The sequence below is a fragment of the Streptomyces sp. NPDC048295 genome (genome assembly GCF_040652135.1).
Classification (GTDB): Bacteria; Actinomycetota; Actinomycetes; order Streptomycetales; family Streptomycetaceae; genus Streptomyces.
The window spans coordinates 140,420-165,499 of sequence record NZ_JBEZLL010000005.1 but is presented as its reverse complement, the minus strand read 5'-3'; the positions used below and the strand labels follow the sequence as shown (position 1 = coordinate 165,499).

At 72.4% G+C, this 25,080-nt stretch carries 27 protein-coding genes; 16 read left to right on the top strand and 11 right to left on the bottom strand.

From position 1 onward, the window contains the following. Window positions 1–40: 40 nt before the first annotated feature. Window positions 41–625 carry a sigma-70 family RNA polymerase sigma factor gene (locus AB0D53_RS09370; RefSeq protein WP_362442432.1) on the bottom strand — a complete coding sequence of 195 codons (585 nt, stop codon included), beginning with the start codon at window positions 623–625 and terminating at the stop codon, window positions 41–43. A gap of 189 nt (window positions 626–814) precedes the next feature. On the opposite strand from AB0D53_RS09370, the gene AB0D53_RS09365 reads away from it, so the two are divergent. The 3 genes from AB0D53_RS09365 (at window position 815) to AB0D53_RS09355 (ending at window position 3,543) form a co-directional block, all read left to right on the top strand. Further along, on the top strand, window positions 815–1,477 hold the full coding sequence (locus AB0D53_RS09365) for a PadR family transcriptional regulator (protein WP_362442429.1): 663 nt from the start codon (window positions 815–817) through the stop codon (window positions 1,475–1,477). Between the two features lie 276 nt (window positions 1,478–1,753). Then, window positions 1,754–2,767: an ATP-binding cassette domain-containing protein gene (locus AB0D53_RS09360; protein ID WP_362442426.1), complete on the top strand. Its 1,014-nt coding sequence runs from the start codon at window positions 1,754–1,756 to the stop codon at window positions 2,765–2,767. Beyond that, entirely contained in the window at window positions 2,764–3,543 is a 780-nt protein-coding gene (locus AB0D53_RS09355; RefSeq protein ID WP_362442423.1) for an ABC transporter permease, read from the top strand. Before AB0D53_RS09360 ends, AB0D53_RS09355 begins: the two co-directional genes overlap by 4 nt. Before the next feature lie 9 nt (window positions 3,544–3,552). Here AB0D53_RS09355 and AB0D53_RS09350 read toward each other — a convergent pair whose 3' ends face one another. Both AB0D53_RS09350 and AB0D53_RS09345 read right to left on the bottom strand, forming a co-directional pair. After that, window positions 3,553–4,023, bottom strand: coding sequence for an ABA4-like family protein (locus AB0D53_RS09350; protein WP_362442420.1), 471 nt, complete (start codon window positions 4,021–4,023; stop codon window positions 3,553–3,555). Then, the gene (locus tag AB0D53_RS09345) at window positions 4,020–4,994 is read right to left on the bottom strand and encodes a hypothetical protein (protein WP_362442417.1); all 975 of its coding nucleotides are present in this window, start codon (window positions 4,992–4,994) and stop codon (window positions 4,020–4,022) included. The genes AB0D53_RS09350 and AB0D53_RS09345 overlap by 4 nt, the downstream gene beginning before the upstream one ends. A 155-nt stretch (window positions 4,995–5,149) precedes the next feature. On the opposite strand from AB0D53_RS09345, the gene AB0D53_RS09340 reads away from it, so the two are divergent. Beyond that, window positions 5,150–5,830, top strand: coding sequence for a MerR family transcriptional regulator (locus tag AB0D53_RS09340; RefSeq protein WP_362442414.1), 681 nt, complete (start codon window positions 5,150–5,152; stop codon window positions 5,828–5,830). A gap of 63 nt (window positions 5,831–5,893) precedes the next feature. Here the strand turns inward: AB0D53_RS09340 and AB0D53_RS09335 are convergent, their stop codons facing one another. Beyond that, entirely contained in the window at window positions 5,894–6,736 is an 843-nt protein-coding gene (locus AB0D53_RS09335) for a siderophore-interacting protein (RefSeq protein ID WP_362442410.1), read from the bottom strand. Between the two features lie 47 nt (window positions 6,737–6,783). Then, entirely contained in the window at window positions 6,784–7,692 is a 909-nt protein-coding gene (locus tag AB0D53_RS09330; protein WP_362442961.1) for a 5'-3' exonuclease, read from the bottom strand. Window positions 7,693–8,042: 350 nt separating this feature from the next. On the opposite strand from AB0D53_RS09330, the gene AB0D53_RS09325 reads away from it, so the two are divergent. The 4 genes from AB0D53_RS09325 (at window position 8,043) to AB0D53_RS09310 (ending at window position 13,171) form a co-directional block, all read left to right on the top strand. Continuing rightward, complete coding sequence (locus AB0D53_RS09325; RefSeq protein ID WP_362442407.1) at window positions 8,043–9,116, top strand: glycine betaine/L-proline ABC transporter ATP-binding protein; 1,074 nt, start codon at window positions 8,043–8,045, stop codon at window positions 9,114–9,116. Continuing rightward, window positions 9,109–11,745, top strand: a complete 2,637-nt coding sequence (locus AB0D53_RS09320; protein ID WP_362442404.1) for an ABC transporter permease/substrate binding protein — start codon at window positions 9,109–9,111, stop codon at window positions 11,743–11,745. The genes AB0D53_RS09325 and AB0D53_RS09320 overlap by 8 nt, the downstream gene beginning before the upstream one ends. A gap of 160 nt (window positions 11,746–11,905) precedes the next feature. Beyond that, window positions 11,906–12,451: an XRE family transcriptional regulator gene (locus AB0D53_RS09315; protein WP_362442401.1), complete on the top strand. Its 546-nt coding sequence runs from the start codon at window positions 11,906–11,908 to the stop codon at window positions 12,449–12,451. Window positions 12,452–12,463: 12 nt separating this feature from the next. After that, entirely contained in the window at window positions 12,464–13,171 is a 708-nt protein-coding gene (locus tag AB0D53_RS09310; RefSeq protein WP_362442397.1) for a helical backbone metal receptor, read from the top strand. Here the strand turns inward: AB0D53_RS09310 and AB0D53_RS09305 are convergent. Continuing rightward, entirely contained in the window at window positions 13,110–14,261 is a 1,152-nt protein-coding gene (locus AB0D53_RS09305) for a TDT family transporter (RefSeq protein WP_362442394.1), read from the bottom strand. The genes AB0D53_RS09310 and AB0D53_RS09305 overlap by 62 nt on opposite strands. Window positions 14,262–14,331: 70 nt before the next feature. Here AB0D53_RS09305 and AB0D53_RS09300 point away from each other — a divergent pair, with 70 nt between their 5' ends. Continuing rightward, window positions 14,332–15,267, top strand: coding sequence for a LysR family transcriptional regulator (locus AB0D53_RS09300; protein ID WP_362442391.1), 936 nt, complete (start codon window positions 14,332–14,334; stop codon window positions 15,265–15,267). A 79-nt stretch (window positions 15,268–15,346) separates the two neighbouring features. Continuing rightward, window positions 15,347–16,303 carry an aminoglycoside phosphotransferase family protein gene (locus tag AB0D53_RS09295; RefSeq protein WP_362442388.1) on the top strand — a complete coding sequence of 319 codons (957 nt, stop codon included), beginning with the start codon at window positions 15,347–15,349 and terminating at the stop codon, window positions 16,301–16,303. Window positions 16,304–16,372: 69 nt separating this feature from the next. On the opposite strand, the gene AB0D53_RS09290 is transcribed toward AB0D53_RS09295, so the two are convergent. Beyond that, a complete protein-coding gene (locus AB0D53_RS09290) occupies window positions 16,373–17,101 on the bottom strand; it encodes an FCD domain-containing protein (RefSeq protein ID WP_329817842.1) in 729 nt (242 codons plus the stop codon). A gap of 175 nt (window positions 17,102–17,276) precedes the next feature. Between AB0D53_RS09290 and AB0D53_RS09285 the strand changes: the two genes are divergently transcribed. After that, window positions 17,277–17,480, top strand: coding sequence for a DUF2510 domain-containing protein (locus AB0D53_RS09285; protein WP_362442383.1), 204 nt, complete (start codon window positions 17,277–17,279; stop codon window positions 17,478–17,480). A 269-nt stretch (window positions 17,481–17,749) separates the two neighbouring features. On the opposite strand, the gene AB0D53_RS09280 is transcribed toward AB0D53_RS09285, so the two are convergent. Continuing rightward, window positions 17,750–17,932: a hypothetical protein gene (locus tag AB0D53_RS09280; protein ID WP_362442380.1), complete on the bottom strand. Its 183-nt coding sequence runs from the start codon at window positions 17,930–17,932 to the stop codon at window positions 17,750–17,752. 21 nt (window positions 17,933–17,953) lie between these two features. Here AB0D53_RS09280 and AB0D53_RS09275 point away from each other — a divergent pair, with 21 nt between their 5' ends. Then, a complete protein-coding gene (locus AB0D53_RS09275; RefSeq protein WP_362442377.1) occupies window positions 17,954–18,205 on the top strand; it encodes a hypothetical protein in 252 nt (83 codons plus the stop codon). Window positions 18,206–18,239: 34 nt separating this feature from the next. On the opposite strand, the gene AB0D53_RS09270 is transcribed toward AB0D53_RS09275, so the two are convergent. After that, entirely contained in the window at window positions 18,240–19,442 is a 1,203-nt protein-coding gene (locus tag AB0D53_RS09270) for an amino acid deaminase/aldolase (protein ID WP_362442374.1), read from the bottom strand. Window positions 19,443–19,912: 470 nt separating this feature from the next. On the opposite strand from AB0D53_RS09270, the gene AB0D53_RS09265 reads away from it, so the two are divergent. Beyond that, window positions 19,913–20,809, top strand: a complete 897-nt coding sequence (locus AB0D53_RS09265) for a hypothetical protein (protein WP_362442371.1) — start codon at window positions 19,913–19,915, stop codon at window positions 20,807–20,809. Beyond that, entirely contained in the window at window positions 20,806–21,999 is a 1,194-nt protein-coding gene (mycP, locus tag AB0D53_RS09260; protein WP_362442368.1) for a type VII secretion-associated serine protease mycosin, read from the top strand. Before AB0D53_RS09265 ends, mycP begins: the two co-directional genes overlap by 4 nt. A 13-nt stretch (window positions 22,000–22,012) precedes the next feature. Here mycP and AB0D53_RS09255 read toward each other — a convergent pair whose 3' ends face one another. After that, window positions 22,013–22,726, bottom strand: coding sequence for a serine hydrolase (locus tag AB0D53_RS09255; protein ID WP_362442365.1), 714 nt, complete (start codon window positions 22,724–22,726; stop codon window positions 22,013–22,015). Between the two features lie 112 nt (window positions 22,727–22,838). On the opposite strand from AB0D53_RS09255, the gene AB0D53_RS09250 reads away from it, so the two are divergent. Further along, window positions 22,839–23,567: an SseB family protein gene (locus AB0D53_RS09250; protein ID WP_362442362.1), complete on the top strand. Its 729-nt coding sequence runs from the start codon at window positions 22,839–22,841 to the stop codon at window positions 23,565–23,567. A 74-nt stretch (window positions 23,568–23,641) separates the two neighbouring features. Here AB0D53_RS09250 and AB0D53_RS09245 read toward each other — a convergent pair whose 3' ends face one another. Continuing rightward, on the bottom strand, window positions 23,642–24,004 hold the full coding sequence (locus AB0D53_RS09245) for a DUF1844 domain-containing protein (RefSeq protein WP_362442359.1): 363 nt from the start codon (window positions 24,002–24,004) through the stop codon (window positions 23,642–23,644). A 343-nt stretch (window positions 24,005–24,347) separates the two neighbouring features. On the opposite strand from AB0D53_RS09245, the gene infC reads away from it, so the two are divergent. After that, window positions 24,348–25,046 (top strand): translation initiation factor IF-3, encoded by a 699-nt coding sequence (infC, locus tag AB0D53_RS09240; RefSeq protein ID WP_362442356.1) that lies wholly within the window; start codon window positions 24,348–24,350, stop codon window positions 25,044–25,046. Window positions 25,047–25,080: the final 34 nt, after the last annotated feature.

Here is a 25,080-nt window from a genome sequence, read left to right as displayed (position 1 = left end):
ACAGGTGAGTCCTTTCCGATGGAGGTCGTGCCGGCGTGGTTCATGCGTGCTCCCCGAGGCAGTCGCGCAGCCGGATCAGCCCGTCGCGCAGCCGTGTCTTGACCGTCCCGAGCGGTACGGAGAGCAGTTCCGACACCTCGCGGTGGGTCAGCCCCTGGTAGTAGGCGAGGGTCACGGACTGACGCTGCACCTCGGAGAGCGTCCGCACACAGCCGCGGACCCGTTCGCGCTCCAGCCGGGTCTCCACCTCTTCGGTGACCTGGTCGAAGGCGGGCGTACGGTCCAGCAGCGCCGCCCTGTGCTCGCGGGCCGCCGACGCCTCGGCCGAACGCACCCGGTCCACGGCCCGGCGGTGGGCGACGGTCAGCACCCAGTTCATCGCGCTGCCCCGGGAGGCCCGGAAGCGCGCGGCCGACCGCCAGACCTCGACCAGGACCTCCTGCGCGACCTCCTCCGACTGGGCGCGATCGCGCAGCACGCTCCGCACGAGCCCGAGGACGGGCCCGCTCACCGTCTCGTACACCGTGGCGAAGGCCTCCTGGTCGCCCCGGGCCACCAGCGCCAGCAGTTCCTGGAGATCGGGCCCCGTCGACGGTGCTCCACTGCGGTACAGGGCTTCTTTCACGCGGGCTCCTCCCCGATCGCGCACCGGCTCTCCGGGGTGATCCGGGGCCGACGGAAGCGCGGATTGGTCAGTGCGCGAGATCCTTCCACGCTCTTCGAAATTCGCGATACATCGTGGTTGACGCGTCTGGGTGAACGCGATATATTCGCTCGCGAGTATTCGATGACGAGGTAAAGGGCGGTGGGGTCGGTGGCCAAGCGGCGCAAGCTCAGCAATCCGCTGGCGCTGACGGTCATGGTGCTGCTCGCCGAGCGCTCCATGCATCCGTACGAGATCGCCCAGACGCTTCGGCGGCGCGGCAAGGAACACAGCGTCAAGATCAATTTCGGCTCGCTCTACACCGTCGTCCAGAACCTGGAGAAGCACGGGTACGTGGAGGTGGCCGGCGTCCAGCGGCAGGGCAACCGCCCCGAGCGCACGCTCTACGGCATCACCGGGGCCGGGCGCGCGGAGATGCTGGACTGGCTCTCCGACCTGCTCGCCGTGCCCGCCGCCGAGTACCCGGTCTTCGAGACGGCGCTGTCGCTGCTGCCGGTGCTGCCGCCGCAGGACGTGGCGGAGCTGATGGAGACCCGGGGGGCGGCGCTGGCGATCCAGGCGGCGGCCCTGCGCGGCGTCCTCGGCCAGCTGGGGGAGAAGCTGCCCCGCGTCTTCGTCATCGAGACCGAATACCAGCTGCACATGATCGACGCACAGCTGGAGTGGATCAATCGCTTCCGCACCGAACTGACCGACGGGACCATCAGCGGCATCGAGGAGTGGGAGTCCTTCCACGAGACCGGTGAAGTCCCGCAGGACTGGCAGGACCTGGACGAGCAGGAGATCGCCCTGGACCCGCAGCGGCACCGCTGAGGCCGTGTCCGGCGCTGATCCGCCGGACAGGTACCGGACTCAGGAAGCCGGACAGGCCCCGGACGCAGGAAACAGACAGGGAAAGACCCCGGTGGGAGCTGTTGGAGCAGCGACCGCCGGGGTCTCGAACCCCGAACCGGTCACGCCGTGGAGGCGAGCCGGGCGATCGAGGTGCGGCACACCAAGGATAGCCCGGCGCTCTTCGCGCGGACCGGCTCGGCATACCCGAGTGCTCGGTGCACCCGAGCACCCCGCCGACCACAGGAGAGCTCTGCCATGAGCACCCGTGCGCCCGCAGTAGTGGCGCGAGACCTGATCAAGACCTATCCCGGCGGTGTCACCGCCCTGGGCGGCATGGACCTCGCCGTCGAGACCGGCACGGTCTTCGGACTGCTCGGCCCCAACGGCGCCGGCAAGTCCACCACCGTCAAGATCCTCACCACCCTGGCCCGCCCCGACTCCGGCACCGCGACCGTCGCCGGACACGACGTGCTGCGCTGCCCCGACCGGGTCCGCCGCGCCATCGGTGTCGTCGCCCAGAAGTCCGGCGCCGACCCGGTCGCCACCGGCCGGGAGAACCTCATGCTCCAGGGCAGGCTGTACGGGATGCGGGGCGCGGCCGTCCGGCGGCGCGCCGATGAACTGCTGGACCGCTTCGACCTCGCCGACGCGGGGAACCGCCAGGTCAAGGGGTACTCCGGGGGGATGCAGCGCCGCCTCGACGTGGCGCTCGGCCTGGTCCACCGCCCCGAGGTGCTCTTTCTCGACGAACCCACCACCGGGCTCGACCCCGAGGCGCGCACGGCGATGTGGGACGAGATCGCCCGGCTGGCCGGCGACGAGGGGCTGACCATCGTTCTCACCACGCACTATCTGGAGGAGGCCGACCGGCTCGCCGAGCGGATCGCGATCGTCGACCGCGGCCGGGTCGTCGTCGAAGGCACCCCCGACGAACTCAAGGGCGAACTCCGGGGCGACGCCGTCCACCTGGAGCTGCGCGCCGAGGGCGACGCCGGGACGATCACCGCCGCGCTCGGCGGACTGCCCGGGGTGCACGAGGCACTGGTCGACGGCCGCCGGGTGAGCGTGCGCGCCGAGGACGGCGCCGCGGCCGTCCCCGTCCTGCTCGCCGCCCTGGAGCGGGCCGGCGCGGCGGTCGCCGCCGCCACCGTGGCCCGGCCCTCCCTCGACGACGTCTATCTGCGCTACGCCGGACGCCGCTTCGCCGACGCCGAAGCCGCGTCCGCCCGGCAGGCCCCCGTCCTCACCGCCGCCGGAGGCAGCCGATGAGCAGCCGAGCACTCGCCCAGACCTGGTACATGACCCAGCGTCAGCTCATGCAGATCGTCCGGCAGCCGATCTTTCTGGCGATCTCCCTGGTCCAGCCGGTGATCTGGCTGTTCCTGTTCGGCAATCTCTTCAGGAAGGTCGTCGAGCTCGGCGGCTTCGGCACCACGTCCTATCTGGACTACCTGATCCCCGGCATCGTGGTGATGAGCGCGCTCGGATCGAGCATGTGGGCCGGGATGGGCACCCTGGAGGAGATCGAGCGGGGCACCCTGAACCGCTTCCTGACCACGCCGGTCAGCCGCAACGCGCTGATGAACGCCAACGTCGTGCAGAACGGCATCAGCACAGCCGCGCAGTCCGTCGTCATCGTGCTGCTCGGCCGGGCCGCCGGAGCCGCCTATCCGGGCGGCGTGGGCGGACTGCTGATCCTGGTCGTCGCCTCGGTGCTGCTCGGAACGGTCTTCGGCGCACTCTCCAACGCCCTGGGGATGCTGGTCCGCCGACGCGAGTCGATCATCGGCATCAACACCTTCCTCCTGCTGCCGCTGACCTTCCTCTCCTCCTCCTTCATGGCCCCGGGCCAGATGCCGTCCTGGATGCGGCACATCGCTGACTTCAACCCCGTCAACTGGGCCATGGTGGCGGGCCGTTCCGCTCTGAACGGTGACCCGGACTGGGGTGTGGTGCTCGGTCGCGGGGGAGCCCTTCTGGTCCTCGCGGTGGTGGCGGTCGGGCTGTCGACCCGTACGTTCCGCTCGTACCAGAAGTCCGTCTGACGCGCGCGCCTACGGCAACGCCGCACCATCGACCCGGTCCGGGACCGGATACCCGGGCCGGGTCCTCGGTCCCCGTACCGCCCTCAGCGCGAGGAAGACCAGCAGCCCGAACGGCGAGAGCAGGATCGTCAGCACCAGCAACGGACCCATCACCAGCGGGGAGATCCCCAGCCGGCGCCCTTCCAGGAACATCCACTGGCCCAGCAGCAGATCCCAGGCGATCACCTGCGCCCAGACCGCCCCCGCCCCGTTCGCCAGCGCCATCAGATCGCGGAAGGTGTCGATGTCCGGGCTGCGCACCGCTTCCCAGAGCTCGGGGAGGACGGGCACGGCCATGACCAGGTAGAGCACCAGCACCGGCAGAACGGTGAGCGGCGAGGCGGCGACGCGTGCCGTGGGGCGCCAGCCCGGCGCCAGGATCATCAGCAGCCAGAACGGAGCCGCCAGGAAGAACGAGAGCTCGAAGAGCGCACCGGTCATGACGCGAGTTCCTTCTGGGCGGGAGCGGGAGCGGAACCGGGAGCGGAACCGGTTCCGGCGGCATCGGTACGGGAGTCGTGACGCGCGCCGGCCCGCTGTCGTGCGGGAACCGGCCTCAGCGCCGCGCAGGCGGCGGTGGCGCTCGCGACCATGATCAGGGCGGCGGCACCGAGCGTCGCACCGTCCGGGTGGATCAGCGACTGGCCGAGCAGCGCCTGCCAGGTGACCAGCGCGACGACCGCCGCGTACGCCCCCGAGGCCACCAGCACCAGCCGCAGCCGGACCCGCGGCTCGCGCAGCCGCGGGAAGCGCGGGGCCAGGAGGACCAGTGCGAGCAGGAAGAGCGGCAGCAGCTGGAGCGCGTGCATTCCGATGAAGTGCGGGATGCGCAGATCCCCGCCGGTCGTGGACCATCCGGTCAGCGGCATCGACGGGCCGCCGTCCGGTACGCCGACGGAGTGCGCACCGATCACATCGGCGGTGTCCAGGTTCCCGGCCGCCCGCTGCTCGGGAGTGGGCCGGGTCATCAGGAATCCGAATGCGGCGCCCACCAGGGCGAGCAGCACACCGGAGCGGATCGCCCAGGCGGAGGCACGGTCGGCGATACGGGCGCGCAGCAGCAGGATCGCGATGACCAGGGTGCCGGTCCACAGGATGACGACGGTGACGGCCATCGCGCTGAACAGGGTCTCGTCGAACGGGGTGGCGTGGTTGAAGTGGCTCCGCTTCCCGCGGATCACCTGCCCGGTGATGATCGCCATCTCGGCCAGACCGGACAGCGCGACCACGGTCCCGGCCCACCAGCCGACCCGCCGGCCACGGGTGACCAGCGTCAGCATCCAGGCGAGGGCGAGCGCGTACACGACGAACGAGACCGCGAACTTGAACGGCTTGGACCATATCGCCGCACCCACCAGGACCCGGTCGTCGGCTATGAGGCCGATGGCCGAGACGACCGTCATGACGGCCATCGCCGCGGAGAAGAGGACTAATGGCCGATGCCAGGAACGCCAGGAAGACATGGGGATCCCTCCGAGATTATGGATAGCGACGCTTTCCGCTATCCGATAGCGGAACTATCTATGATGGGTCGGGGGGTTGGCAAGGGCGGAAGGAAGAACGCACGGTGCGCATCGGTGAGTTGAGCAACAGGTCCGGGGTTCCGGTACCGACGATCAAGTTCTACGTACGTGAAGGGCTGCTGCCCGCAGGGCAGTTGACCAGCCCGAACCAGGCGAGTTACGACGCGGGTCATGAGCGCAGGCTGCGGCTGATCCGCGCCCTGCTCGATGTCGGAGGGCTCTCGCTGTCCGCCATCGGCGATGTACTGCGGGCGGTCGAGGATCCGGCCCAGCCGGTGCACAAGGTGCTGGGCGTCGCGGCGAAGCGCCTCACCCCGCCGCAACGGGACGAGCAGGGGCCCGAGTTGGAGGACGCCCGGGACGAGGTGGCGGAGCTGCTGCAGCGGCGCGGCTGGCGGGCCGACGCACATGGTCCGGCGGGCGAGTCCCTGGCCGAGGTGATCGTCGCGCTGCGGCGGGCCGGGCACGGGGGCTTCGTCGAGCTGCTCGACGACTACGCGGCCGCCGCCGAACCGGTCGCGCGGGCCGACCTCGACTACGTGGGGCGCCGGGTGGCGCGCGAGGACCTGGTGGAGAGCGTGGTGGTCGGCACGGTGCTGGGGGAGGCCATGTTCGGCGCGCTGCGACGGCTCGCGCAGTCGGACGCCTCCGCGCGGATGTACGACGGCGGCGCGGCGGGCGGTCCGGGCACCGGCGGCGTGGAGGCACCCGGCGCCGAGGGGTGATTCCGTGCCCCGGACGCGCGTACGCCCCGGCCATCGGCCGGGGCGTACGGGTGCGATCCGGTGTTACGCGGCGCTCTCCTGCTCGCGCTCCACCTGTGCGTTCCACTCGCGCTTGACCGAACGCCAGGCGTCGTCGTTCTGGCCGAGCCGCCAGTAGCCCGAGATGGACAGCCGGTCGAGCGGGATTCCGCGGTCCAGGCGCAGATGGCGGCGGATCTCCTTCACGAAGCCCGCCTCGCCGTGCACGAATGCCTGGACCTCGCCCGCGGGGAACTCCAGCTCCTTGACGGCGGCGGCCAGCGCCTCGCCGACCGGGCGCCGACCGCGGTGCAGCCAGGTCACCTCGACGCCGTCGGGCGTCACGATCTTCTGCTCCTCCGCCGCGTCCGCCACCTCGACGAACGCGTGCACCACCGCGCCCGCCGGCATCTGCTCCAGGGCCGCCGCGACGGCCGGCAGCGCGCTCTCGTCGCCCGCCAGGAGGTGCCAGTCGGCCGAGGCGTCCGGGCCGTAGCCGCCGCCCGGGCCCAGGAAGGTCACCGGATCGCCCGGAGCCGCCCGCATCGCCCAGGGTCCGGCGAGGCCCTCGTCGCCGTGGACCACGAAGTCGATCGCCAGCTCGCGGGCGACCGGATCCCAGGAACGCACCGTGTACGTACGCGTGGTGGGCCACAGCTCCCGGGGCTGCTCCTCGCGGATGCGGGCCATGTCGAAGGGGTGCGCGTAGTCGGCGCCCTCGGGGGCGAAGCAGAGCTTGACGTAGTGATCGGTGAACCCGGAGAGCTCGAAGCCGGCCAGGCCCTCGCCGCCGAGCACCACGCGCACCATGTGCGGGGTGATCCGCTCGGTGCGCACCACCTGGGCCCCCTGCGCCGTGGGTGCCTGCCGTGCCGGTCGTTCTGCCACGAGGTTCTCCCTGCTCCGATGTGCTTAGGCTTACCTAAGCTAGCACCTCAGTCGTGGAGAGTGGAGAGCAGGCGCTGGAGCGCACCTCCCAGTCCCCACCGCTTCGCGAGGGCTTCGAGGGCGGCGGGGTCGCGCGGCCCGGCGGGCAGCGCGGGGTCGAACTCCGGCAGGGGCACGTCACCGGCGACCCGCACCACCTTCGGTGCGACGGCCACGTACTCCCGCGCCTCGTCGAGCCGCCTGCGCTGCGACGGCGTGAGCCCGGCCGCCGGGTCGTCGACGGCGGCCATGATCCCGGCGAGATCGCCGAAGGCGTCGAGCAGCTTCGCCGCGGTCTTCTCGCCGATGCCCGGGACGCCCGGCAGACCGTCGCTCGGGTCGCCGCGCAGCAGGGCGAGGTCCGCGTAGCCGGAGCCGTCCACCCCGTACTTCTCCCGCAGCCACGCCTCGTCCGTCAGCTGGAGCGAGCCGACGCCCTTCAGTGGGTAGAGCACCCGCACCCCGCGCGCGTCGTCGACCAGCTGGTAGAGGTCCCGGTCGCCGGTGACGATGTCCACGGGGCCGGTGGCCAGGCCGGTGAGCGTGCCGATCACGTCGTCGGCCTCGTAGCCCGCGACACCGACCCGGGCGATGCCGAGCGCGTCGAGCACCTCCTCGATGACCGGCACCTGCGGGGCCAGGGTGTCCGGGGTCTCCTCCTCGTCGGGCAGCCCCTCGGAGGTCTCCACCGCGACCCGGTGCGCCTTGTACGAGGGGATCAGCTCGACCCGCCAGTGCGGCCGCCAGTCCGCGTCCATGCAGGCGACCAGGTCGTCCGGCCGGTGGTCCTGCACCAGTCGCGCGATGAAGTCGAGCAGCCCGCGCACGGCGTTGACGGGCGTCCCGTCCGGGGCGCGCACCGAGTCGGGGACCCCGAAATAGGCACGGTAGTAGAGGGAAGCGGTGTCGAGGAGCATCAGGCGTCGCGTCACACCCCGATGATGCCGCACGCCACTGACACCGGCCGTCGCGGACACCGGCCCCGGGGGCGCGTGGGCGAGGCGGACGGGTGGCTGCAACCAATCGTTCATGTGTGACCTGGATCACTCTTGTGTTTGGGTCGCATAAGCGGGGGCAGGCGCGCAGCCGGAGCGGATCACGTACCGGTTTCAACCAGTGTGCGTGCCATGCGGACCGAATCCGCGCCGCTCCACGGTCTGCCGGAGGGGGTGGCAGACCGTTTTTCGGTTCAACCCGCGAGGTGTATGTGTCAAGGCTGCAAGCTGAACGCTTGTACAAAGTGTTCGGCAGACGACCCGATCAAGCCGTGCAGAAGCTCGAAGGCGGCGCCGACCGCGACGAGCTGCGCGCCGACGGAACGACCGCAGCGGTGATCGACGCCTCGTTCACCGTCGAACCGGGACAGATCTTCGTCGTGATGGGTCTGTCCGGGTCCGGGAAGTCCACGTTGCTGCGCATGCTCAACGGACTTCTGGAGCCCACCGCCGGACGCGTGCTCTTCGACGGCCAGGACCTGACCGCCCTGAGCCCCGCCGAACTGCGCCATGTCCGGTCCTCCAAGATCAGCATGGTCTTCCAGCACTTCGCGCTCTTCCCCCACCGCAGCGTGCTGGAGAACGCCGCCTACGGCCTGGAGGTCCAGGGCGTACCGCGTGCCGAGCGCGAGAAGCGCGCCGCCGAGGCGTTGGAGCTGACCGGCCTCGCCGGCTGGGAGAAGTCCTGGCCCGACGAGCTGTCCGGCGGCATGCAGCAGCGTGTCGGCCTGGCCCGCGCCCTGGCCACCGACGCCGACCTGCTGCTGATGGACGAGTCCTTCAGCGCGCTCGACCCGCTGATCCGCCGGGACATGCAGGACCAGCTGCTCGAACTGCAGAAGCGGCTGAAGAAGACCATCGTCTTCATCACCCACGACCTCAACGAGGCCATGCGCCTCGGCGACCGCATCGCCGTGATGCGCGACGGGAGGATAGTCCAGCTCGGCACCGCCGAGGACATCCTCGTCACCCCGGCCAACGACTACGTCGCCTCCTTCACCCAGGACGTCGACCGCACCCGGGTGCTGACCGCGGGCGCCATCATGGCCGAGCCGCACACCGTCATGGGCAGCAGCACGGACGACGGCAAGGAGCTGCGTACCCCGGCCGACGTGCTCGCCGCCGCCCCGGCCACCGTCACCGAGTCCACACCGATCATCGAGCTCTTCACGCCGTGCTCGCGCAGTGGTGTCGCGGTCGCCGTGACCGACGCCGAGGGCGAGCTCGTCGGTGTCGTACCGCGCGCCCGGCTGCTCGCCGTCCTCGGCGAGCCGATGACCCCCGCCGAGGTCCCGCAGGACGTCAGGACCGGCACGGCCGACGCGAAGAAGGTGGCCAGTGTTTAGGCTCCCTCTCGGCGACTGGGTCGACTCCGCCGTCGACTGGCTCCAGACCCATCTGGCCTGGCTGTTCGACGCGATCAGCTCGATCGTCAGCAATATGTTCGACGGCATCGCCGCCGTGCTCTCCGCCCCCGCCCCGCTGCTCTTCGCCGGCATCGTCGCGGTCATCGCCTGGTGGCTGCGCGGCCTGCTCGCCGGTGTGCTCGCCTTCGTCGGCTTCGCGGTCATCGACTCCGTCGAGCTGTGGGACGAGGCGATGGACACCCTCACCCTGGTGCTCGTCGCCACCATCATCGCGCTGGTGCTGGCCGTGCCGCTGGGGATCTGGGCGTCCCGCTCCAAGACCGTCAGCGCCGTGACCCGGCCGGTCCTGGACTTCATGCAGACCATGCCCGCCATGGTCTATCTGATCCCCGGTGTCATCTTCTTCGGCGTCGGCGTGGTGCCCGGCATCATCGCGACCATCATCTTCTCGCTGCCCCCGGGCGTCCGGATGACCGAACTCGGCATCCGCCAGGTCGACGGCGAGCTCGTCGAGGCCGCCGAGGCCTTCGGCACCACCAAGCGCAACACCCTGCTGCGGGTCCAGCTGCCGCTGGCCCTGCCCACGATCATGGCGGGCATCAACCAGGTCATCATGCTCGGCCTGTCCATGGTGGTCATCGCCGGCATGGTCGGCGGCGGCGGCCTCGGCGGCGCCGTCTACCGCGCCATCGGCAACGTCGACGTCGGTCTCGGCTTCGAGGCGGGCATCTCCATCGTCATCGTCGCGATGTACCTGGACCGGATGACCGGCGCGCTCGGCCGCGAGGTCTCCCCGCTGGCCCGCCGCGCGCTCGCCAGGGCGCAGGCGATGGCCGGCGGACTCAAGATCTGGAACCACCGCCCGCAGCCCGTCGTCGCGGTCTCCGGCGTCGTGATCCTCGCGCTCGTCGCGGGCGCCCTGGGCGTCTTCGGCTCCTCCGGCCCGGACAAGGGCGAGAACGCCGCCGGCGGTTCGGACATCGGCGCGGGCAAGAAGATCAGCATGGGCTACATCCCGTGGGACGAGGGCATCGCCTCCACCTTCCTCTGGAAGGAGATGCTGGAGCGGCGCGGCTTCGAGGTCGACGTCAAGCAGTACGAGGCCGGCGCGCTCTACACCGGCATGGCCAACGGCCAGATCGACTTCGAGACCGACTCCTGGCTCCCGGTCACCCACGCCAGCTACTGGAAGAAGTACCAGGACCGCCTGGAGGACATGGGCTCCTGGTACGGCCCCACCTCGCTGGAGCTGGCCGTCCCCTCGTACATGAAGGACGTCCGGTCGCTGGAGGACCTCAAGGGCAAGGGCTCGCAGTTCAAGGGCCGGATCGTCGGCATCGAGCCGAGTGCCGGCGAGAGCGGCCTGCTCAAGGACAAGATCCTGCCGGGCTACGGCCTGGACAAGGAGTACAAGGTCGTCGACGGCTCCACGCCGTCGATGCTGGCCGAGCTGAAGCGCGCGTACGCCAAGAAGGAACCGATCGTCGTTCCGCTCTGGTCGCCGCACTGGGCCTACAACCAGTTCGAGCTCACCAAGCTCAAGGACCCCAAGAACCTCTGGGGCAAGGGCGACGGCATCCACACCCTGGCCCGCAAGGGCTTCTCCGCCGACAACCCCGAGGTCGGCAGCTGGCTCAAGAACTTCAAGATGACCGAGGACCAGCTCACCGGTCTTGAGGCGCAGATCCAGAAGTCCGGCTCCGGCAAGGAGCAGGAGGCGGTCCGTACCTGGCTGAAGGCCAACCCGGGCGTCGCCGACAAGTGGACCCCGGTCGCCAAGGGCGGCGCGGCCAAGGGCACCGACGGCAAGGACGAGCGCGACCGCGCCGTCGAGATGGCCTGGTTCCCCTGGGAGGAGGACATCGCCGCCACGTACCTGTGGAAGGCGGTCCTGGAGGAGCGCGGTTACAAGATCAACCTCAAGCAGTTCGAGGTCGGCCCGATGTACACCGCGATGTCGCGCGGCCAGATCGACGTGCAGTTCGACGGCTGGCTGCCGTACACCCAGAAGAACTACTGGGAGAAGTACGGCTCGCAGCTGAGCGACCTCGGTTCGTGGTACGGCCCGACGTCCATCGAGGTCGCGGTGCCCTCCTACGTGAAGGACGTCAAGTCCCTCGCCGACCTCAAGGGCAAGGCCTCGCAGTTCAAGGGCCGGATCGTCGGCATCGAGCCGGGCACGGCCACGATGGAGAACCTGAAGAAGAACGTCCTGCCGTCCTACGGCCTGGACAAGGAGTACAAGGTCGTCGACTCCTCGACGCCCGGCATGCTGGCCGAGCTGAAGCGCGCGTACGCCAAGAAGGAGCCCATCGCGGTGCTGCTGTGGACCCCGCACTGGGCGTACAGCGAGTACGGCATGACCAAGCTGGAGGACCCCGAGAAGGCCTTCGGTGACGGCGACCGGCTGCACACCATCGCGTCCAAGGACTTCCCGAAGAACTACCCGCAGCTGACGAAGTGGTTCAAGGACTTCAAGCTGAGCGAGGACCAGCTCGCCGGCCTGGAGAACCAGATCCAGAAGCGCGGCGCGGGCCACGAGGAGGAGGCCGTGAAGGCCTGGATGGAGAAGAACCCGGGCATCGTGGACAAGATGGCCCCGCAGTAGGGCCTCCCGCAGGACCCGTAGCACCGGAAAGGGTGGGCACCGCCGACGGCGGGCCCGCCCTTTCCGGGTTTCCGGACGTTCACCATCCGGCCGACCTTGCGCAACCGTATGCGTAATGTGCTGGCAGCCGGAAGGATGACGAGTCGGGAGGGAGCCGGACATGGACGAGAAGGAAGCACTCCGCGTGGGCGCCGCGGTCCGCCGAAGGCGCAGAACCCTGGGACTCACACTGGCCGCGGTCGCGGGCCGCAGCGGTCTGTCCGTACCGTTCCTCAGCCAGATCGAGAACGAGCGGGCCAGGCCCAGCGCCCGGTCCCTGGACCGGGTCGCCGAGGCACTGGAGACCACCACGGCACGGCTGCGCGCCGCCGCGGACTCGGCGCGCGCCGTCGACGTGGTGCGCGGGGGCGAGGGCGACGGGGTACGCAGGGTGGTGCGCGGGCGCCATCAGCTCAGCGCCCTGGAGTTCACCGGGGAGCTCGACCTCCGGCGCGAGTTCCAGCACCGCAACGACGAGGTGATGTACGTGGCGCAGGGCGCCGCCGAAGTGGAGGCCGAGGGGCAGGCGTACCGGCTGGAGCAGGGCGACACCCTCTTCCTGTCCGGCGGGGTGCGGCACCGCTGGCGGGCCACGGTGCCCGGCACGCGGCTGCTGGTCGTCGCGGTCGCCGAGCACATCGACGCCACCTACGACCCGCGCCGCTGAGCGGGGGCCGCCGTGCGAGTCGTCTCCCTGGTCCCCTCGCTCACCGAGGCCGTCGCGGTGACCGCCCCCGGGCTGCTGGTCGGGGTCACCGACTGGTGCACCCACCCGGCCGGCCTGACCGCCGCCCGGATCGGCGGGACCAAGAATCCCGACGTGGCCGCCGTGCTCGCGCTCCGGCCGGATCTCGTCGTCGCCAACGAGGAGGAGAACCGCGAGATCGACCTCGCGGCGCTGCGGGCGGCCGGGACCGACGTGCTCGTCACGGAGATCCGCACTCTCGACCAGGCCTTCGAGGAGCTGGACAGGGTCCTGGTCACCGGCTGCGGGCGGGCCAGGCCGCGCTGGCTGGACGAGGCCGAGGCGGCCTGGGCCGCACTGCCGCCGCCCGGTGCGCCCCGCCGCGCGATCGTGCCGGTCTGGCGCAGGCCCTGGATGGTGCTGGGCCGTGACACCTTCGCCGGGGACCTGCTGGCCAGGCTCGGTGTCGAGAACGTCTACGCGGACCACGACGAGCGCTACCCCCGCATCCCGCTCGACGAACTCGACGTGGCGGGCGCCGATCTGGTCGTCCTGCCCGACGAGCCCTACCGCTTCACCGAGGACGACGGGCCCGAGGCCTTCCCCGCACTGCCCGCCGTGCTCGTCGACGGGCGGTACCTCACGTGGTACGGGCCGTCACTGGTGCGGGCGCCTGCGGTGCTGCGAGCAGCGCTCCGCTGAACAGCCCGCGCAGCGTCCGTACCCCGGCCACCGCCCAGGCCGTCACCAGCAGCACGTACAGCGCGACGGCCAGCCAGGTGTACGCGGTGAGGCCGGTGTGCCGGGCCAGGCCCGCGGCGCCCGTGACACAGGTACCGACCGGGAAGGTGAAGCCCCACCACGTCATGCCGAAGGTCATGCCGTTGCGCGCGGCCCGCACCACCAGCGCGACGGCCAGCGCCAGCCACAGCAGCGCGAAACCCATCACCGGCACCCCGTACAGCACGGCGAACACCCCGAACCCCGGGGCGTAGGGCGCCCCGATCGCACCCGGCGCCACATCGGCGAGCTGATTGACCGCGGTCGTCGACTGCCCCAGCGGGCCCAGGACCAGGAAGAGGGTGGGCGTCAGCGCGAGCGGCAGCGGTCCCTGATGGACGAGCCGGGCGAAGATCAACGGCAGCATCACCAGAGTGGCCAGCAGACTCAGGCCGAACATCGCGTAGCAGGCCAGCAGCATCGCCTCCCGCCACTGACCGGCCGGCAGCTCCGGCACCAGCAGCGGACCGAGAGCCGCGGAGACCATCGGGGCCACCAGCGGCAGCAGCCACACCGGCGACGCGGTGCCGGGCTCGATCCGGTGGCGTACGACCATCAGATACGGGATCGCGACCGCGGCGGCCAGCCCGATCAGCGTGCCCGCCGTGTACAGCACCACGTCCAGGACGAGAGCGGCCCGGTGCCCGACGACATCCTGGCCGACCACCATCGTCGAGCCGCCGACGGCCAGCAGGGCCATCGACAGACAGCCGTAGAACGGGGCCACGGCCGGGTCGAGCAGATGGCTGCGGGCCTGGTCGCGGTGGGCGACCCAGTGCCCGGTGCGGGCCACCAGCACCACGACGAGCGCCACCGCGGCCAGCGCCCACACCACCGTGCAGGCCGCCCGCAGCCCGGGGACGTGCACGGGCAGCGCCACACCCGCGCTCGCGACGATCGAGGTGCCCATGACGGCGGCGTACCAGTTGGGGCCGAGGTACCGCAGGGAAGGCAGCCGTTCGGCGGCAGCGAGCGGGACCGGGGACTGCTGGGTCTGCGGAAAGATGGCCATGCCACGATTTTCTCGGCGGGGGCCGGGCCCCACCAGGGAGTCCGCATCTATGAGGTCATAAGGTGGCTTTATGGCCGGCGAAGCGCACGTCCCCCTCTCCCATCGGGTCCCCGACCTCGGAGCGCTGGAACTCCTGCTCGCCGTCGCCCGGCACGGCAGCCTGGGACGCGCCGCCCGGGAGACCGGCGTCACCCAGCCCGCCGCCAGCAGCCGCATCCGGTCCATGGAACGGCAGCTCGGCGTGGCCCTGCTGGACCGCTCACCGCGCGGCTCCCGGCTCACCGACGCGGGCGCGCTGGTCACCGACTGGGCGCGCAGGATCGTCGAGGCCGCCGAGGCGTTCGACGCGGGCGCACAGGCGCTGCGCGACCGGCGCGACTCCAGGCTGCGGGTCGCCGCCTCCATGACCATCGCCGAGTACCTGCTGCCCGGGTGGCTGATAGCGCTGCGCTCCGAACGGCCGGACACGGCGGTCTCGCTGCTCGCCGGGAACTCGGCGGCGGTCGCGGGCCGGCTGCTGGCCGGAGAGGCCGACCTCGGGTTCGTGGAGGGCCTGTCCGTGCCGGAGGGGCTCGACGGCACGGTCATCGCCCATGACCGCCTCGTCGTCGTGGTCGCCCCGTCCCACGCCTGGGCCCACCGCCCGACCCCCCTCACCCCGCAGGAACTGGCCGCGGCCCCGCTGATCCTGCGCGAGTACGGCTCCGGCACCCGCCAGGTCCTGGACGCCGCCCTCGCCGTGCACGGCGGCCTCGCCCAGCCGCTGCTCGAACTCTCCTCCACGACCGCGGTGAAGGGAGCGGCGGAGAGCGGCGCCGGACCGTGCGTCCTGAGCGAACTGGCGCTCGGCGAGGAGCTGTCCTCGCGGCGCCTGATCAAGGTCCCGGTCGCCGGGGTGCGCCTGCGACGCCAGCTGCGCGCGGTCTGGCCCTCCGGCCACCGCCCGACCGGACCGGCCCGCGATCTGCTGTCACTGACCGCGCGGGACGGCCGGGCGCACCCTTGAAGCCCCGTGCACCCCTGAAGCCCCGTGCACCCGAGCAAAGCCCCTGGGGGAGTCCGCGTTCGTGGTGAAGGATGCGGGGATGGATGTGATCGCTCCACCCGCCACCGGCGTCCGCCACCACTGGGCCGACCTCCCCGCTTCCGCCCGGAGCGCCGTCGAGGACATTCTCGGTGCCCGTGTCGTCGAGGCGCGCAGTCAGAGCGGCGGGTTCTCGCCGGGTGTCGCCGCCCGCGTCCGGCTCGCGGACGGGCGGCGCGCCTTCGTCAAGGCGGTGAGCGCCGGTACGAACCCCGACAGCCCGGACCTGCACCGCGCCGAGGCCCGGCACACCGCGGCGCTCCCGCCCGGTGCCCCCGTGCCCCGGCTGCTCGGTTCGTACGACGACGGCACCCTGGTCGCCCTCGTGCTCCAGGACATCGACGGCCGCCAGCCCCGCATCCCCTGGGAACCCGCCGAGCTGGACCGGGTCCTGGCGGCGGTCGGCGAGCTGGGGGCCGCCCTGACCCCGGCCCCGTTCGACGCGCCCGCCGTGGCCGTCCGCAAGGCCAGGATGTTCACCGGCTGGCGGACCCTGTCGGCCGAGGGGGACCCGAGCCGGCTCGACCCGTGGGCGGCCCGCAATCTCGGCCTGCTCGCGGAGCTGGAGTCGGGCTGGGAGGCACCGGCCGCCGGACAGTGCCTCGCCCACAGCGACCTGAGGGCCGACAACATCCTGCTCACGGACGACCGGGTGGTCTTCGTCGACTGGCCCCACGCCCTGAGGGCCGCGCCCTGGTTCGACCTGCTGACGATGCTGCCGTGCGTCGCGGCACAGGGCGGCCCCGATCCGGAGACCGTCTTCACCGCCCACCCGCTGGGCCGGGACGCCGACCCGGCGGGCGTCACGGCCGTACTCGCCGCGCTGAGCGGATACTTCGTGGCGGGTTCGCTGAAACCGGCCCCGCCCGGCCTGCCGACGCTCCGGGCCTTCCAGTACGCCCAGGGCGCGGCGGCGCTCCGCTGGCTGCGGGGGAGACTCGGCCGCAGCGCTCCGTGAGGCCACCCCGGCGGACACAAGGCCAATGGTGGCGGCGCAGACCTTTGTGTCCTGTGCGGGCTGCGGGGCTCAGGTCAGGAAACCGCGCAGCAGCGCGGCCGTACCGGCGCAGTGCTCGCGCATCACCGCGCGCGCGGCCTCCCCGTCCCCGTCGAGGACCGCCTCGACGAGGCTGGTGTGCTGGTGCTGCGAATGCTCCAGGTTCCGTACGAGCAGCGGTATGCAGTCGAGCAGGTCGTTCAGGGTAGCCCGGACGGCCGCGTACTGCGTGGTGAGCGAGGCGGACCCGGAGAGTTCGGCCAGGGTCAGATGGAACAGGGTGTCGCGCCTGCGGTAGTCCTGGAGCGGCGCCTCGTGCGTCGCCGTCAGGGCGGCGCGCAGCCGGTCCGCGCCCTCGCCGCCGAGCCCCCGCGCGGCGCACAGTTCGGCCGCCCCGGCCTCCAGCACCTCGCGGAAGCGCAGCACGTCCTCGATGTCGACGGACGCCACCCTCCGGCGCAGCTCGTCCTCGCCGGGGCTGTCGGTGCGCAGCAGTACGAACGTGCCGCCGTACCGGCCGCGCCTGCTCTCCACGAGGCCCTGGTCCTGCAGGACCTTCAGCACCTCGCGCAGGGTGACCCTGCTGATCCCCAGCAGCTCGGAGAGGTCGCGCTCGGCCGGCAGCCGCCCGCCGCCCGGCACCAGCCCGAGCCTGATCACCTGGAGGATCTGCTCCAGGGCCTCCTCGAAGCCGTTCCCCGCCCGGACCGGCCGCAGCACGGGCACCAGGCGGTCGACGAATTCGCTCTCCCCGGCCACGCCCCGTTCCCCTTCCCCGCTCACCGATCGGCCAACAATGGTTTTCACCCACACCTTAGAGCTTCCGGCCGGCCCGGTACGGAGCGTCCCCCGGCGTACCGGGCACCCCTGTGCGGACGATCCGGACCCGGTGATCGCCGGGTCCGGGCCGGTGACCGAACCCTAGAGCGGCGGGATGAGCGACGCGACACCGCCCGGCTGGTACCCGGACGCCGCGGCACCGGGCACCGAACGCTGGCGGGACGGCACGGGGTGGACCGCGCACACCCGCCCGGCCGGGCCGGGTCCCGGGGCTTCGGCCCGCCCGAGCCGGTCGCCGCCGCGTCCGGCAACGGCACCACCGCCGGCGGCGGCACCAGGATCGTCGCGCTCGCCCTGACCGGACCGACGTCGTCGGCGCCGCCGTCACCGGAGCCGTCCTGCCGGGCGGGGACGACAGCGCTACGCGGCCCGAGGCCGGTCCGAGCGGCTCCGCACCCCCGATCACCGTCTCCGCGACGGCCGCGCCCTCGCTCGGCGGCTCACCGTCCGAGGACGGCCCGAAGGTCCTCGTGGACCAGCTCGACGGCATCACACTGCCGATCCCCGACGGCTGGGAGAAGCCCGACAGGACCGTCGATCAGGCCTCACCATGCGCACCGTCGACTCCTACGCCTGCCCCGGCAGCTCCTCCGGCTTCTGCCACCACGCCACGGTCACCAGCCGCACCGCGAGCGCCACCGACGCCACCTCCCCGAGGGGCTCGCCGGGCAGGACATCGCCACCGCCGCCGACAACGCCTACGGGAGGAACATCGTCGGCGACCGGATCCACGGCGGCATCACGTCCCACAGGCAGCTCGACTCCGGGTCCGTGAGCGTCGCCGGACGCGCCGGTCACCGGCTGCGCCGGCGCGCCGACACGGCCAAGGAGCCCGGCGGTTACGTGCAGTCGCTCGTCCTCCCGTCCACGATCGGCAGCGAAGCGCTGATCATCGTGCGCCACGCCTTCGACGCGGGCCCCGACGGACCGCCGCTCTCGCTCATGGACACCATCACCCGGGGGATCCGGCCGGCCGGCGACAGTGCGACGAGCGGTGGCGCGGGCAGCTCGATCGCGCCCTGACCCGCGCCGCCCCGCCCGGATCCCGTCGGTGAGCTCAGAGGAACGTACGGCCCTCGCCCCGGTACGTCGGCACGGTCGCCGTCACCCGGTCGCCCTCGATCAGCTGCAACTCGTCGAAGCGCTCGCACAGTTCACCGGCCTTCGCGTGCCGGAACCACACCTTGTCGCCGATCAGCAGATCATCGGCCGGGGCACCGAGCAGCGGGGTCTGCACCTCGCCCGGGCCCTCCTGCGGGTCGTAGCGCAGTCCCTCCGGCAGATACGGGACGGGCAGCCGGTCCGCGCCCGCGGGGCCGGACGCCGGATAGCCGCCACCGAGGACCGTCACCACCCCCACACCCGGCCGGCGCACCACGGGTTGGGCGAACAGCGCCGCCGGACGGGCCGAGAACGAGGTGTAGTTGTCGAACAGCCTCGGTACGTAGAGCCCCGACCCGGCCGCGATCTCGGTCACCGCACGCTCGGCGGCGGTGTGCTGCACGCTGCCCGTGCCGCCGCCGTTCACGAACTCCAGGTCCGGCGCCACCGCCCGTACCGCGCGCACCACCTCGGCGCGTCGCACGGCCAGTTCCCGCCGGGCCGCGGACTGCATCAGCCGGACCGCCCGGGAGCGCAGCGGCCGGCCCGCGATCGCGTCCCCGACCCCGGCGACATGACCCTCGTACGCCATCAGGCCCACCAGCCGGAACCCCGGGCGCCGCGCCACCGAGCGTGCCAGCTCGGCCAGTTGGGCGGGGGAGCGCAGCGGCGAGCGCAGGGCGCCGACCCGGACCCGGCCGCCGAGCAACTGGAACGAGGTGTCCAGCTCCAGGCAGACCCGGATCTCCTCGCGGCCACCCGCCCGCGCCGCGTCGATCAGCTCCAGCTGGGCGTGGTCGTCGACCATCACGGTCACCGCGGCGGCCAGCTTCGGATCGGCGGCCAGCTCCGCGAGGGCGGCCCGGTCGGCCGTCGGGTAGGCCAGCAGCACGTCCTCGAACCCGGCCCGCGCCAGCCACAGCGACTCCGCCAGTGTGTACGACATGATCCCGGCGAAGCCGGGCCGCGCGAGCACCCGTTCCAGCAGCGCCCGGCACCGAACCGACTTGCTCGCCACCCGTATCGGCTTTCCGGCCGCGCGGCGGACGAGATCGTCGGCATTGGCGTCGAACGCGTCGAGATCGACGATGGCGATCGGGGCGTCCAGATGGGCGGTGGCCCGGTTGTAACGGGTCCGGTCAGCGGCACGGGCAGTCATGGCCGCAGCTTGCCAGACGTCCGTACCGCTGGGTAGGGGGATGATCTGCGCAGATCGTCCAGGGCGGGGCGGCTGGCTCCCGCCGGGGGCGTCCCACCCCGTAGAGTGACGGGACGCGGCATCCAACGGGCCTGCCTGTGACGTCGATCCGCGCACGGTACGGAATGGGACCAGGGGGGCGGATGAGTACCGAGGCGCAGCGCGCTCCTGTCCCGCCCCGCCCCACGACCCCGCCATCCCCGCCCCCGGCACCGGACTTGACGGCGGCCTCCGCGGGTGAACCCGTTCCCGGACGCCCGGACACACCGCCGCCCGCGGCCCCCGCCCCGCCCGTGGAGACCACGGCCCGGCTCCGCCCCGTGCCCCCGGCCCCCGCGCCCGCCGTCACCCCACCCCCCACCACTCCGCCTCCCGCCCCGGCACGCCCCGAGCAGCCACCCGCGGCGACCCGCCGGCGGCCCGTCGGCGCCGTGGACCTCACCCCGCGCCCGGGAGCCGCCCCGGCACCGGCCGGGCAGGCCCACGTCCCCTACCGGCAGCCGCAGCCGTACCGGGTGCCCCACCCCGAAACACCCGCCGAAACCACCACCCGGCTGCGCCCGATCCGTACCCGTCACCCCGCAAGGACCGCGACCGCGGCGGTCTGTGTCGTGCTCGGGCTCGGACTGATCGGCGGCGCGGCCACCGGCGCCTGGCTCACCAGCGACTCCTCGGCCGACGCCGCCGCCCACAGCGCCTACACGGTGGGCCGCTCCGCCTGGCACAGCGTCCCCGTGGACACCCTCTTCCCCCGCACGCTGAAGGGCGACGGAGCGGGCCCCGGCGGCGCCGACCGGATCTGGACCCGGATCGCCGTCGCCCCGGACGGCGGCTGCCGGACGGCCCTCGACCCGCTGCTGGCCAGGACACTCGGCCCGGTCGGCTGCGAGCGCCTGCTCCGCGCCACCTACACCGACGCCACCACCAGCAGCGTCACCACGGTCGGGGTGATCTTCACCGAGGGCGACGCCGCGGCGATGAAGGCGCTGAGCACCCGTTTCACCGGCCAGCACCTCGGCCGGCGCACCGACCTGATGCCCCGTACCTACCCCGTCAAGGGCACGGCCGCCGCCGGATTCGGCGACCGGCAGCGCGCCAGTTGGACGGTCCACGTGCTGACCGAGGTGCCCGTCGTGGTGTTCGCCGTGTCCGGCTTCGCCGACGGACGCACCGTCACCGACCCGCAGCCCGCCGACCGGGCCATGGCCGCGAACGCCACGACGGCCGCCGCCCAGGCCGGGCTCGGCCACGAGGCCCGGGGCATCGCGGACCGGATCGAGCGCGGCCTGCGCCGGACCGTCACCGACCTCACGGAGAAGCCGGAATGAGCCGCCGCAGCCGCCGCCGCGCCCTGGGCGCGGTCTGCGCCGCCACCGCGTTCGCGCTGCTGCCCGCGGCACCGGCCGGGGCCGACGCCATCCGGGACCAGCAGTGGGGCCTCCAGGCGCTCCACACCGCCAAGGCGTGGCAGACCACCAAGGGTCGCGGGATCACCGTCGCCGTCGTCGACACCGGGGTCGACGGCAGCCTCCCCGACCTGGCCGGCCAGGTGCTGCCCGGCAAGGACATGATCGGCTTCGGTGCCCGCCACGGCGACCGCTCCTGGGCCCGGCACGGCACCGCCATGGCGGGCATCATCGCCGGTATCGGCCATGGAGCGGGGCGCGACGACGGAGTGCTCGGCATCGCGCCCGAAGCGAAGATCCTGCCGGTCCGGGTCATCCTCGAAGCCTCCGACCCGGCCCGCGCCAAGGCCCGTGAGTCACGCGGCACGGCCCTCGCCGACGGCATCCGCTGGGCCGCCGACCACGGCGCCGACGTCATCAACCTCTCCCTCGGCGACGACAGCAAGTCCGCGCACCCCGAACCGGGCGAGGACGCCGCCATCCAGTACGCGCTGAAGAAGGGCGCCGTCGTCGTCGCCTCCGCCGGCAACGGCGGCGAGAAGGGCGACCACATCTCGTACCCCGCGGCCTACCCCGGTGTGATCGCGGTCGCCGCCGTCGACCGGTACGGCACCCACGCCGCGTTCTCCACCCGCCGCTGGTACGCCACCGTCAGCGCCCCGGGGGTCGACATCGTCGTCGCCGCGCCCGACCACCAGTACTACGTGGAGTGGGGCACCTCCGCCGCCTCCGCGTTCGTCTCGGGTGCGGTCGCGCTGGTCCGGGCCGCGCATCCGGGACTGACCCCCGCCCAGATCAAGAAGCTCCTCATGGACACCGCCCGCAGCGCCCCGGCATCCGGCCGCGACGACGCCCGGGGGTACGGGATCGTCGACCCCGCGGCGGCGATCGAGGCCGGAGCGGCCCTGCGCCCCGCCGGTCTGCGCGCCGAATCCGCCGAGACCGGTTACCGGAAGCGGTACTTCGGCACCGGCCCCACCCCCGAGCGCCACGAAAGCAGCCCCGCCGGCTGGCTCGCCGCCGGCGCGGGCGGCCTCGGAGCGGTGCTGCTGGCCCTGGCCGTGGTGCTCTGGCGCGGCCGGGGCCGCGGCCCGGCCACCGTACGGGGCTGACCGCCGCACCCGCTCACCGCGCGGCGCCGAGCACTCCCACCGCGGCCTTCGCCACCGCCTCGACCAGCGCGATCCCCGACTCCTTCGTCCGGTGCCCGTCCGAGAGCACCGCCAGCAGACAGGTGCGCGCGCCGGCCCGGACCCGCCCGATGCTGTTGATGTCCCAGAGCCCGGTCGTCGTCCGTGGCATCCAGCCGTTCTTCAGGGCCCAGTCACTGCCCGCCGCCGACACACCCCACCGCTGCCCGGCCCCGACCCGTTCCATCAGCCCGCCCAGATACCCGCGGGAGTCCTCGCTCAGCTCCGAATCCGTGCCGAACACCGCCCGCAGCAGGGCCAGTTGGTCCTCCGCCGTGGTCCGGGTCAGCCCCCACTCGTGCGCCGTCGTCGTCCCGGTCAGACCCAGGCGCGCATGGGCCGCGTCGAGCGCCTCCGGGCCGCCGACGGCACGCAGCAGCGCGGTGGCGGAGGCGTTGTCGCTGCGCTCGATCATGGCGGTGGCACGGTCGTGCTCGACAGCGGTGAGCGCGCGCCGCTCGTTCTGGGCGATCAGCAGCAGCGCCGCGACGATGTTCACCTTGACGATGCTGGCGGTGTCGAACGAGCCGCCCCCGCAGGCCGCCCGCGCCCCGTTCCCGGTGTCCAGCACGGCGGCCGACACCCTCGCCCCATGCGCGTCGGCCAGCAGCGGCTCCACCGCCGAGCCCAGCGCCGCGTCGAGATCCACCGGCCGCTCCTCACTCCTCGTCGTGGGGACCGACGATACGGCCCCGGCCGCGGGGGACCGGAGACGCCGACCTGTCGGCGGCGCGGGAAAGCCCAGGCACTACGCTCGCCCTGTGGCGCAGAAGAACATTCCGGACCCCGGATACTCCGACGACGACGGCACGGCCGACCCGGCACTGACCGAGGCGCTGGCCGCCTGGGCCGAGGACCGCGAGGCCGTCGGCCCGGTACTCGCAGCCCTCAAGGGCACCCGACTGCTGGTCCCGGTCGTCGCGGTGCTGGGGGAGGTGGAGGAGGACGAGAACGGGTTGCGTCGCGAGAAGACCAGCGACATGGCCGTCCCCACCCTCCAGGCGGGGGACCGCCGGGCCCTGCCCGCCTTCACCTCGACCGCCTCGCTGGCCCTCTGGGACCCGCAGGCACGCCCCGTCGCCGTACCCCTGCACCAGGCGCTGCAGGCCGCCGCGCACGAGAAGGTGGACACGGTCGTCCTCGATCTCGCCGGCCCGGTCGCCTTCGAGCTGACCGGCCCCGCGCTGCTCGCCCTCGCCGAGGGCCGCACCAGCGCCGACCCGCTGGACGACCCGGCCGTCACCTCGGCGGTGCGGAACGCGGTCGCCGCCGAGTCCGCGGTGCTCCGGGCCCACCTCGGCCCCGGCCGGGCCGACGGCACCCTCGCCCTCGTTCTCGCCCCCGGCGCGGACCCCGCCGAAGCGGCCCGCCGGGTCGCGGAGCTGCTCGCGGCCGACGAGGTCCTGCGGGCCCGCCTGGTGCGTGGACTGGACCTGGCACTGCTGCCGGCCGACGCCGCCGCGCCGGGCGAGCCCCTGTTCACCCGCTGAGCACGAGAAGAGCCCCCCGCCCGTGCGGGGGGCTCTCGGTGTTCTCGGAGACAGCGGGGGACAGCGGGGCGGGCTCAGCCGAAGACCGGGCCGGTGTACTTCTCGCCGGGGCCCTGGCCGGGCTCGTCCGGCACCAGCGACGCCTCGCGGAACGCGAGCTGCAGCGACTTCAGGCCGTCCCGCAGCGGGGCCGCGTGGAAGGAGCTGATCTCAGTGGTGCTGGCGTCCAGCAGGCCGGCCAGCGCGTGCACCAGCTTGCGGGCCTCGTCGAGGTCCTTGTGGTCCTCGCCGTCCTCGGTCAGCCCGAGCTTCACGGCGGCGGCGCTCATCAGATTGACCGCGACCGTCACGATCACCTCGACCGCGGGCACCTCCGCGATGTCGCGGGCCATGTCGTCGAAGCCGGGGGAACCACTGGTGGGGGTCGCGTCACTCATGCGCCATACGATAGGCCCACGCCGATGCCGCCCCGCTCGCGGGAGCGGCGGGTGGGCAGCCGGTTAGCGTACGCCCGGGGGAGCTGCTAACCTTGTGTAACGACCGGCCGGGCAGCTATGTGCCCGGCCCACAAGTGGAGGCTCCGATCTCCCACCTGGCCGTCCTTCAGGGCGGCGGGTCATCCGGTCAGGCGGTGGCCATCGTTCCGTACGGACGATGGGACCGCCCGATGCGCCCCGCGGTTGACCGCGGTGGTTCCGGTTGTTCCAGGAGCCCCGCCTGTGTCCCGTCCGGGGCATTTTTATTGCACTGGTGCGGTTGGTCTCACGAAACAGACGTTACGTGGCTGTCCGCCAGGCGGCCGCGTGGTGCTACCGAGGAGGATCCATCAGCGCCGAGCCCCGCATCAACGACCGGATTCGCGTTCCCGAGGTGCGACTTGTCGGTCCCAGCGGCGAGCAGGTCGGGATTGTTCCGCTTGCCAAGGCCCTGGAGCTCGCACAGGAGTACGACCTCGACCTGGTCGAGGTGGCGGCGACCGCCCGTCCGCCCGTGTGCAAGCTCATGGACTACGGGAAGTTCAAGTACGAGTCGGCCATGAAGGCCCGTGAGGCGCGCAAGAACCAGGCGCACACGGTCATCAAGGAGATGAAGCTCCGGCCGAAGATCGACCCGCACGACTATGACACCAAGAAGGGTCATGTCGTCCGGTTCCTCAAGCAGGGCGACAAGGTCAAGATCACGATCATGTTCCGTGGTCGTGAGCAGTCCCGCCCTGAGCTGGGCTTCCGACTGCTCCAGCGTCTGGCTTCGGACGTGGAGGAACTCGGCTTCATCGAGTCCAACCCGAAGCAGGACGGCCGGAACATGATCATGGTTCTGGGCCCGCACAAGAAGAAGACCGAAGCCATGGCCGAGGCCCGCGAGGCCCAGGCCGCCCGCAAGGCGGGGCGTCAGGGTTCCACCCCCGACGCCGAGCCCGCGGGCGAGGCTGCCGAAGCGCAGCCCGAGGCTCCGGCCGAGACACCTTCCGAGGCCTGACCTCAGGGGGCCGCCATCCAGGCGGCCCCGGGTC

Bases quoted from the DNA above. Each gene is read 5' to 3' on its own strand.
- AB0D53_RS09360 (WP_362442426.1), top strand. From the start codon at position 1,754: ATGAGCACCCGTGCGCCCGCAGTAGTGGCGCGAGACCTGATCAAGACC.
- AB0D53_RS09355 (WP_362442423.1), top strand. From the start codon at position 2,764: ATGAGCAGCCGAGCACTCGCCCAGACCTGGTACATGACCCAGCGTCAG.
- AB0D53_RS09350 (WP_362442420.1), bottom strand. From the start codon at position 4,023: ATGACCGGTGCGCTCTTCGAGCTCTCGTTCTTCCTGGCGGCTCCGTTC.
- AB0D53_RS09345 (WP_362442417.1), bottom strand. From the start codon at position 4,994: ATGGCCGTCATGACGGTCGTCTCGGCCATCGGCCTCATAGCCGACGAC.
- AB0D53_RS09330 (WP_362442961.1), bottom strand. From the start codon at position 7,692: ATGCTCCTCGACACCGCTTCCCTCTACTACCGTGCCTATTTCGGGGTC.
- AB0D53_RS09315 (WP_362442401.1), top strand. From the start codon at position 11,906: ATGGACGAGAAGGAAGCACTCCGCGTGGGCGCCGCGGTCCGCCGAAGG.
- AB0D53_RS09305 (WP_362442394.1), bottom strand. From the start codon at position 14,261: ATGGCCATCTTTCCGCAGACCCAGCAGTCCCCGGTCCCGCTCGCTGCC.
- AB0D53_RS09300 (WP_362442391.1), top strand. From the start codon at position 14,332: ATGGCCGGCGAAGCGCACGTCCCCCTCTCCCATCGGGTCCCCGACCTC.
- AB0D53_RS09295 (WP_362442388.1), top strand. From the start codon at position 15,347: ATGGATGTGATCGCTCCACCCGCCACCGGCGTCCGCCACCACTGGGCC.
- AB0D53_RS09285 (WP_362442383.1), top strand. From the start codon at position 17,277: ATGAGCGACGCGACACCGCCCGGCTGGTACCCGGACGCCGCGGCACCG.
- AB0D53_RS09270 (WP_362442374.1), bottom strand. From the start codon at position 19,442: ATGACTGCCCGTGCCGCTGACCGGACCCGTTACAACCGGGCCACCGCC.
- mycP (WP_362442368.1), top strand. From the start codon at position 20,806: ATGAGCCGCCGCAGCCGCCGCCGCGCCCTGGGCGCGGTCTGCGCCGCC.
- AB0D53_RS09245 (WP_362442359.1), bottom strand. From the start codon at position 24,004: ATGAGTGACGCGACCCCCACCAGTGGTTCCCCCGGCTTCGACGACATG.